The sequence below is a fragment of the Planctomycetota bacterium genome, assembly GCA_035384565.1.
GTDB lineage: Bacteria > Planctomycetota > PUPC01 > DSUN01 > DSUN01 > DAOOIT01.
Map to the genome: position 1 here is coordinate 50878 of DAOOIT010000042.1, position 6000 is coordinate 56877.

At 69.1% G+C, this 6000-nt stretch carries 5 protein-coding genes; 4 read left to right on the top strand and 1 reads right to left on the bottom strand.

Annotated features, from left to right (window positions below):
• The first annotated feature begins 44 nt into the window (after nucleotides 1-44).
• Together PLE19_15680 and PLE19_15685 are read left to right on the top strand one after the other, a co-directional pair.
• Nucleotides 45-575: a hypothetical protein gene (locus PLE19_15680; GenBank protein ID HPD16393.1), complete on the top strand. Its 531-nt coding sequence runs from the start codon at nucleotides 45-47 to the stop codon at nucleotides 573-575.
• 139 nt (nucleotides 576-714) lie between these two features.
• On the top strand, nucleotides 715-1845 hold the full coding sequence (locus tag PLE19_15685; GenBank protein ID HPD16394.1) for a DUF362 domain-containing protein: 1131 nt from the start codon (nucleotides 715-717) through the stop codon (nucleotides 1843-1845).
• A gap of 18 nt (nucleotides 1846-1863) precedes the next feature.
• On the opposite strand, the gene PLE19_15690 is transcribed toward PLE19_15685, so the two are convergent.
• The gene (locus PLE19_15690; protein ID HPD16395.1) at nucleotides 1864-3426 is read right to left on the bottom strand and encodes a HEAT repeat domain-containing protein; all 1563 of its coding nucleotides are present in this window, start codon (nucleotides 3424-3426) and stop codon (nucleotides 1864-1866) included.
• 432 nt (nucleotides 3427-3858) lie between these two features.
• Here PLE19_15690 and PLE19_15695 point away from each other — a divergent pair, with 432 nt between their 5' ends.
• Complete coding sequence (locus tag PLE19_15695; GenBank protein HPD16396.1) at nucleotides 3859-5820, top strand: sodium-dependent transporter; 1962 nt, start codon at nucleotides 3859-3861, stop codon at nucleotides 5818-5820.
• The gene (locus PLE19_15700) at nucleotides 5817-5984 is read left to right on the top strand and encodes a hypothetical protein (protein HPD16397.1); all 168 of its coding nucleotides are present in this window, start codon (nucleotides 5817-5819) and stop codon (nucleotides 5982-5984) included. Before PLE19_15695 ends, PLE19_15700 begins: the two co-directional genes overlap by 4 nt.
• Nucleotides 5985-6000: the final 16 nt, after the last annotated feature.

Consider the following 6000-nt stretch of genomic DNA (forward strand, 5'->3'; position numbering starts at 1 on the left):
CGCCATGAAGCTGGTGACGAGCGTTCTGCTGGGTTGTGTCGTCTATGCGACGGTGCGGTTACAACATCCTCAAGGGCGTCGCCTGGTCGGAGTGGCCGGTCTACGTGATGAGCAAGGCATTGGCTCTCTCCGCGCTTGTGCTGCTGACGATAGCGGTCGTGCGGCGTGCACGGCAGAGGACAGATGGCCGGGGGCTGCTGACCTGGTCATGGCTCTTCCTGCTGATGCACGCTGCGCTGTCGTTGATGATTCTCAGCGCAGCGTACTATCCCAGCTACTTTGAGGGCGCGAAGCTGACGCTGAGCGCCGGCCTCTCGATGCTCGTAGGTGCAGGGGCTCTTGCCGCCCTGAATAAGCTGGCGCGCACTTGCGAAGCCGTGGACTCGTCCCGCTGGGTCGTGGCTCTGGGAGCCGTGGGGTTTGCCGTTGGGGTGCATGCTGGCCTTCTGGGGTATGGCGGCTGGTTCCAGCCGCAGAAATGGCCAGGCTATCTGGTGCCGATCACGCTCCTGTCGTTTCTCGCCGGCGTGGTGTGCCTGGCCGCGGCCATTCGCGTATGGCGTTCGGCCAGATAGCCGCCTCCCCTCCCCTCTTCCCCTCGACGCGAAGCTGCCGCCCCACGCCGTCCCCCACGCAGGAGCGGATTTGACACGGCCCGCCCGGCCTGCGAAGATGGCGCGGCAATGCAAGCATAGCCCAGAGGAGAACGTCACGATGGCGCAACGGAACACGGGCCGCGCGGCGGCCACCAAGGCGACGGTGTTTTTCGGCTCCTCCGAGGTCGCGCGCCCCAGCGCCGAGGCCACCCTGCCCGGCAAGCTGCGGCGCATCCTTCAGCGCCTCGACCTCGCGGCCCTCTGCCAGAAGGACCGCGTGCCGATCAAGATGCACCTCGGCGGCGGCCTCGGCTACACCACCATCCATCCCGTCTTCGTGCGCATCCTCGTCCAGGCGATCAAGGACGCCGGCGGCCGGCCGTTCGTGGTGGACGGCTATTTCGGCACCATCGAGTCCGCCGCGCAGCGCGGCTACACGCCCGAGACGCTCGGCTGCCCCCTCGTCGCCGCGGGCGGCGTCTACGATTCGCATCTCGTGACGAAGAAGGTGCGCTACCGCACGCTCAAGCAGCTCGAGATCTTCGGCGCCATCTGGGACGCGCCCTGCCTGGTCAACTTCTCGCACGTCAAGGGCCACGGCGACTGCGCGTACGGCGGCGCCTGCAAGAACCTGGCGATGGGCTGCGTGCACGGCCGCACGCGCGGCGCCCTGCACGCCCTCGAAGGCGGCCTGGAGTGGGACGCCGAGGCCTGCGTCTTCTGCGGCCGGTGCGTCGAGGCGTGCGACCGCGGCGCCATCGAGATGAACAAGGCGAAACGCGAGCTGGACATCAATTTCCACGACTGCCGCTTCTGCCGCCACTGCGTCGTCGCCTGCCCTCAGAAGGCCCTCACGATGAGCGATCGCACCCACTTCCGCCACTTCCACGAGGGCATGGCCCTGGCCACCAAGACCATCCTCGGCTCGTTCGACCCCCGCCGCGTGCTGCACATCAACCTGCTTACGAACATCACGATGATCTGCGACTGCTGGGGCCTGAGCTGCCCCAGCATCGTGCCCGACATCGGCGTGATGGCCTCGCACGACATCGTGGCCATCGAGACTGCCTCGCTCGATGCCATCCAGGCCGAGAACTTCATCCCCGGCACGCTCTTCCGCGGCTGGAAGCTGGGCGAAGGCGGGCACCTGCTCGAGAAGATCTTCGGCAAGGACCCCTACGAGCAGGTGCGGGCGCTCGAGCGCCGCGGCCTGGGCACCTCGCGCTACTCGCTCGTGGAAGTCAAGTAGCGCCCCGGCCCCGGCGGCTCAGCGCGGGCGCAGCACCCGCAGCGTGATGAACACCGTCACGGGCAGCACGGCGATGAGCGCTGCGATGAGCAGCCAGGTGAGGGTACTCGAGCCCCGCGGGGCGGGCACGTCGCCGATGCCGGCCTGCTCCGAGGCGTCCGGGCTCGCCTCTTCGCCGGTCTTCTCGCGGTCGCGGGCGAACACGACCCGCTTGTGCTCGTCCCACCACTCCTGCCACTTGCGGGTGTCGCGGCCGTGGTTCGCGCCCGTGATGCGCCGGAGGGCATCCTCGGCGGCCTCCTGGACCTCGGGCTCGGCATCGCTGAGCGACGCGATGAGGGGCTCGACCGCCTGCGGGTCGCCGAGCGCGCCGAGCGACACCGCCGCGTTGCGGCGCACGGTGACATCCTTGTCCCACAGCGCGCCGCGCAGCGCCGTGGCGCCGCGGCGGTCGCCCAGCAGGCCCAGGGCCTTGGCCGCGTAGGCGCGCGCGGCCCAGTCGGCCCGCTGGAGCGCGCCGGTGTACGTGTGCAGCCGGTCGCCGGCGATGCTCTCCTCGATCGCGCGCGCCGCCGCCTCCAGCTCCTGCCAGCGCTGCCACTTCTGCGGGTCCTCCCCGAAGTCCTCCCCCGACATCCTGCGCAGGGCCGAGGCGGCCTCGAACCGCACGTCGGAGGCCTGGTCCTTGAGGGCCTGCACGAGCGGCTTGAGCGCCCGCGCGTCGCCGATGGCGCCCAGGAGCCGGGCCGAGATGCGCCGCACCTCCTCCTTGCGGTGCCGCAGGTAGACGATGAGCGGCTCGACCGCGCGCAGGTCGCGCGTCTCCAGCAGCGCCGCCTCGGCCACCGTGCGTACGTCCACCGTATCGGTCAGCGCGGCCAGCAGCACATCCAGCGCCCGCGGGTCCCTGATCTCGCCCAGCGCCGCCGCCACCTCGCGCCGAACGTCGCGCTCGGTGTCCTTCATCGCCGCAATGAGGGCCTCCACGGACGCCGGATCGCGCAGGCGGCCGAGCGCGCGGGCCGCCTGCGCGCGCACGTCCTTGTCGGGGTCCTTCAGCAGCAGGGTCAGCGGCTCCGTGGCCTTGCGGTCGCGGATGCCGCCCAACGCCTCCGCCGCGTGCCGGCGGACGGAGGCGGCCGGGTCCTTCACCGCGGCCAGCAGGTCCTCCCGCGCCGCGGTGCACAGCTTCGAGAGCGCCCGCGCCGCCTCGCGGCCGGGCGACGTCTCCTTTTCCTTGTAGAACCCCAGGATACGCTTCTTCGCCTCCTCGAGCGGATTGGTCGGGTCGGCCTCCTTCACCTCCCACTCGAGCTTCACGTCATCCCCGAGCATGGCCACCAGGAACGGCAGCGCCGGCTCGGCCGGGTCGCCCATGCGCCCCAGGTGCACGGCGGCATAGGCCCGCGTCACCGGGTCGCGCGAGTAGAGCTGCTCCAGGTAGCGCCGCACCTCCGGCTTGGCATCGCCCGGGATATTCTCCTCGGGGATCGTGGGCTTGCCCTGCCCCACGCCCCCGAGCGCGAGGGCCAGCGCCGCGGCCAGCCCCTGAATCCACATGTTCGCACGCCGGTCGGCCATCTTCAACTCCTCTTCGCATCCTCTTCTACTAAGCATGACCGAAAGCCCCGCCATGTCAAGCCGCGTTCCCAGCCGGGTGCGGGCCGGAATTGCAGGTGGCTGCGGGAGCTCCGAAGGAGCGAGATAGGATAGCCCAGGGCAACGCCCTGGGAACAAGACCGCCCCGCGGCAGCCCTGACAGGGCGGAATCGAGAGCTTCTATCTCGCCCCTTCAGGGCTGGACCCGTGGAGCCCGCTGAACCCAGGGCGTTGCCCTGGGCTATCCCATGCGAGCCCTTCCGGCTCCAGAGAGAACCACCCTGCCCGCAATTCCGGTTCGCACCCTTCCCAGCCCCCGCACGCCGGCCTTGACGGGGCCGCCGCGAGCCGGTAGGATGCTGGCTGCCGTCGAGCACGCATCCCCGGCACGCAGGGCCGTTGGAGGACGAGGCGGTGGGCGGCGAGCCGCGCGACAGGTGGACGGGCAAGCTGGGCATCATCCTGGCCGTGGCCGGCAGCGCGGTGGGCCTGGGCAACTTCCTGCGCTTCCCCGCCCAGGCCGCCCGCAACGGCGGCGGCGCCTTCATGATCCCCTACGTCGTCGCCCTCGTCCTGCTCGGCATCCCCCTGATGTGGATCGAGTGGACCACCGGCCGCTACGGCGGCGCCTTCGGCCATCGCACCGCGCCCGGCATGTTCCACCGGCTCTGGCGCCACCCCGCCATCAAGTACTTCGGCCTCATCGGCATCTTCGGGCCCATCGTCATCTTCATCTATTACACCTACATCGAATCGTGGACCCTCGCCTACGCTTTCTTCTCGCTCTTCGGCGAGTACGCCAGCGCCACCGACCAGGCGGCGATGAAGGGCTTCCTGCAATCCTACCAGGGCCTCAACCAGACCCATTTCTCCAGCCTCGCCGTCGCCTACGCCTTCTTCCTGGCCACCTTCCTCGCCAACTGCTGGGTGCTCTTCCGCGGCATCACGCGGGGCATCGAGTGGCTCTGCAAGTGGGCCATGCCCCTGCTCTTCCTCATCGCCATCGCCCTGGCCGTTCGCGTGCTCACGCTCCCCGCCCATCCTGCCAACCCCGGCCAGAACATCCTCAACGGCCTGGGCTACATGTGGAACCCCGACTTCGAGGCGCTGAGGAATCCCGACGTCTGGCTCGCCGCGGCCGGCCAGATCTTCTTTACCCTGAGCGTCGGCATCGGCGTCATCCTCACCTACGCCAGCTACCTCTCGCGCCGCGACGATGTGGTGCTCTCCGGCCTCTCCGCCGCCAGCGCCAACGAGTTCGCCGAGGTCCTCCTCGGCGGCACCATCGTGCTGCCCGCCGCGTTCTTGTTCTTCGGCCAGGCCCAGATGGCCGACATCGCGCAGAGCGGCACCTTCAACCTCGGCTTCGTCACCATGCCCCTCATCTTCGAGCGCCTGCCCATCCTCCGCCTCTTCGGGGCGACGCTCCCCACGGGCAACCTCTTCGGCGCCGCCTGGTTCCTCCTCCTCTTCCTCGCGGGCATCACCTCCTCCGTCTCCCTCGCCCAGCCCGCCGTCGCCTTCCTCAAGGACGAGCTGGGCATCACGAAGCGCAAGGCCGCCATCCTGTTCATCGTCGTCACCTTCGTCCTCTGCCAGCCCGCCATCTTCTTCCTCGGCAACGGCGTGGTGGACGAGTTGGACTTCTGGGGCGGCACCTTCTGCCTCGTCCTCTTCGCCACCATCGAGACCATTCTCTTCGGCTGGTTCTTCGGCATTGACAAGGCCTGGACCGAGATGCACTACGGGGCCGACCTCCGCGTGCCCCGCCTCTACCGCTACGTCATCAAGTACGTCACCCCTATCTTCCTCCTCGTCATCCTCTCCGCCTGGTTCCTCCAGAAAGGCCCCCCCGCCCTCCGCCCCGGCAGCATCCGCGACTGGCCCGCCTTCTGCGCCAAGCTCCGCGTGGACGGGTACCAGGAGGGCAAGCTGCTTGACTTCGGCGATCGCGACCTCCGGCGAAGGGTCTGGGGACTGCTTCCTGCCGACGCTCGGGCCGCGGCCTCCGAGGCCGCCAACGCCAGAGAGGTCGCCTGGGCGCACAAGACCGCGATCCTCGCCGGCCTCAACCAGATCATGGAGAGCCCGGACCTCGCCAGCCACAGGCCCAAAGGGTTGTCGAAAGACGGCTTGCAGCAGCTCAACCGCTCGCTCCTCCAGGCCGCTTTCCCCGCCGAGATCGCCCCCCGGCGAGCCAAGATCATCGAGGTGGTGCTGATGGTGGACGTCGCTGACCCCGACCGCCCCTACGTGCTCGGCGCCCGCCTGATGCTTCTCGTGCTGTTTATCGGCCTTGTGGTCGGCCTCGAAATCGCCTGGCACAAGCGCCGCGACCTCTGGGACCGCACCGAACCCCTGGAGGACCCGCCATGACCGCCGCCGGCTGGCTCATCGCGATTGGCTCCTGGGTTGGCATCCTTGCCCTCAACGTCTTCTGCTTCTACCGTTTCTTCACCGAGAAGCCGGCCGAGCCGATCACCCGCGAAGACACCCCCCCGCCCCAACCTCCCGCGGGTTGCCAACCCGCGGGAGGTTAGACCGAATTGTCAAAGA

Coding starts and splice junctions, on each gene's coding strand:
- PLE19_15680 (HPD16393.1), top strand. CDS start 45: ATGCGACGGTGCGGTTACAACATCCTCAAGGGCGTCGCCTGGTCGGAG.
- PLE19_15685 (HPD16394.1), top strand. CDS start 715: ATGGCGCAACGGAACACGGGCCGCGCGGCGGCCACCAAGGCGACGGTG.
- PLE19_15690 (HPD16395.1), bottom strand. CDS start 3,426: ATGGCCGACCGGCGTGCGAACATGTGGATTCAGGGGCTGGCCGCGGCG.
- PLE19_15700 (HPD16397.1), top strand. CDS start 5,817: ATGACCGCCGCCGGCTGGCTCATCGCGATTGGCTCCTGGGTTGGCATC.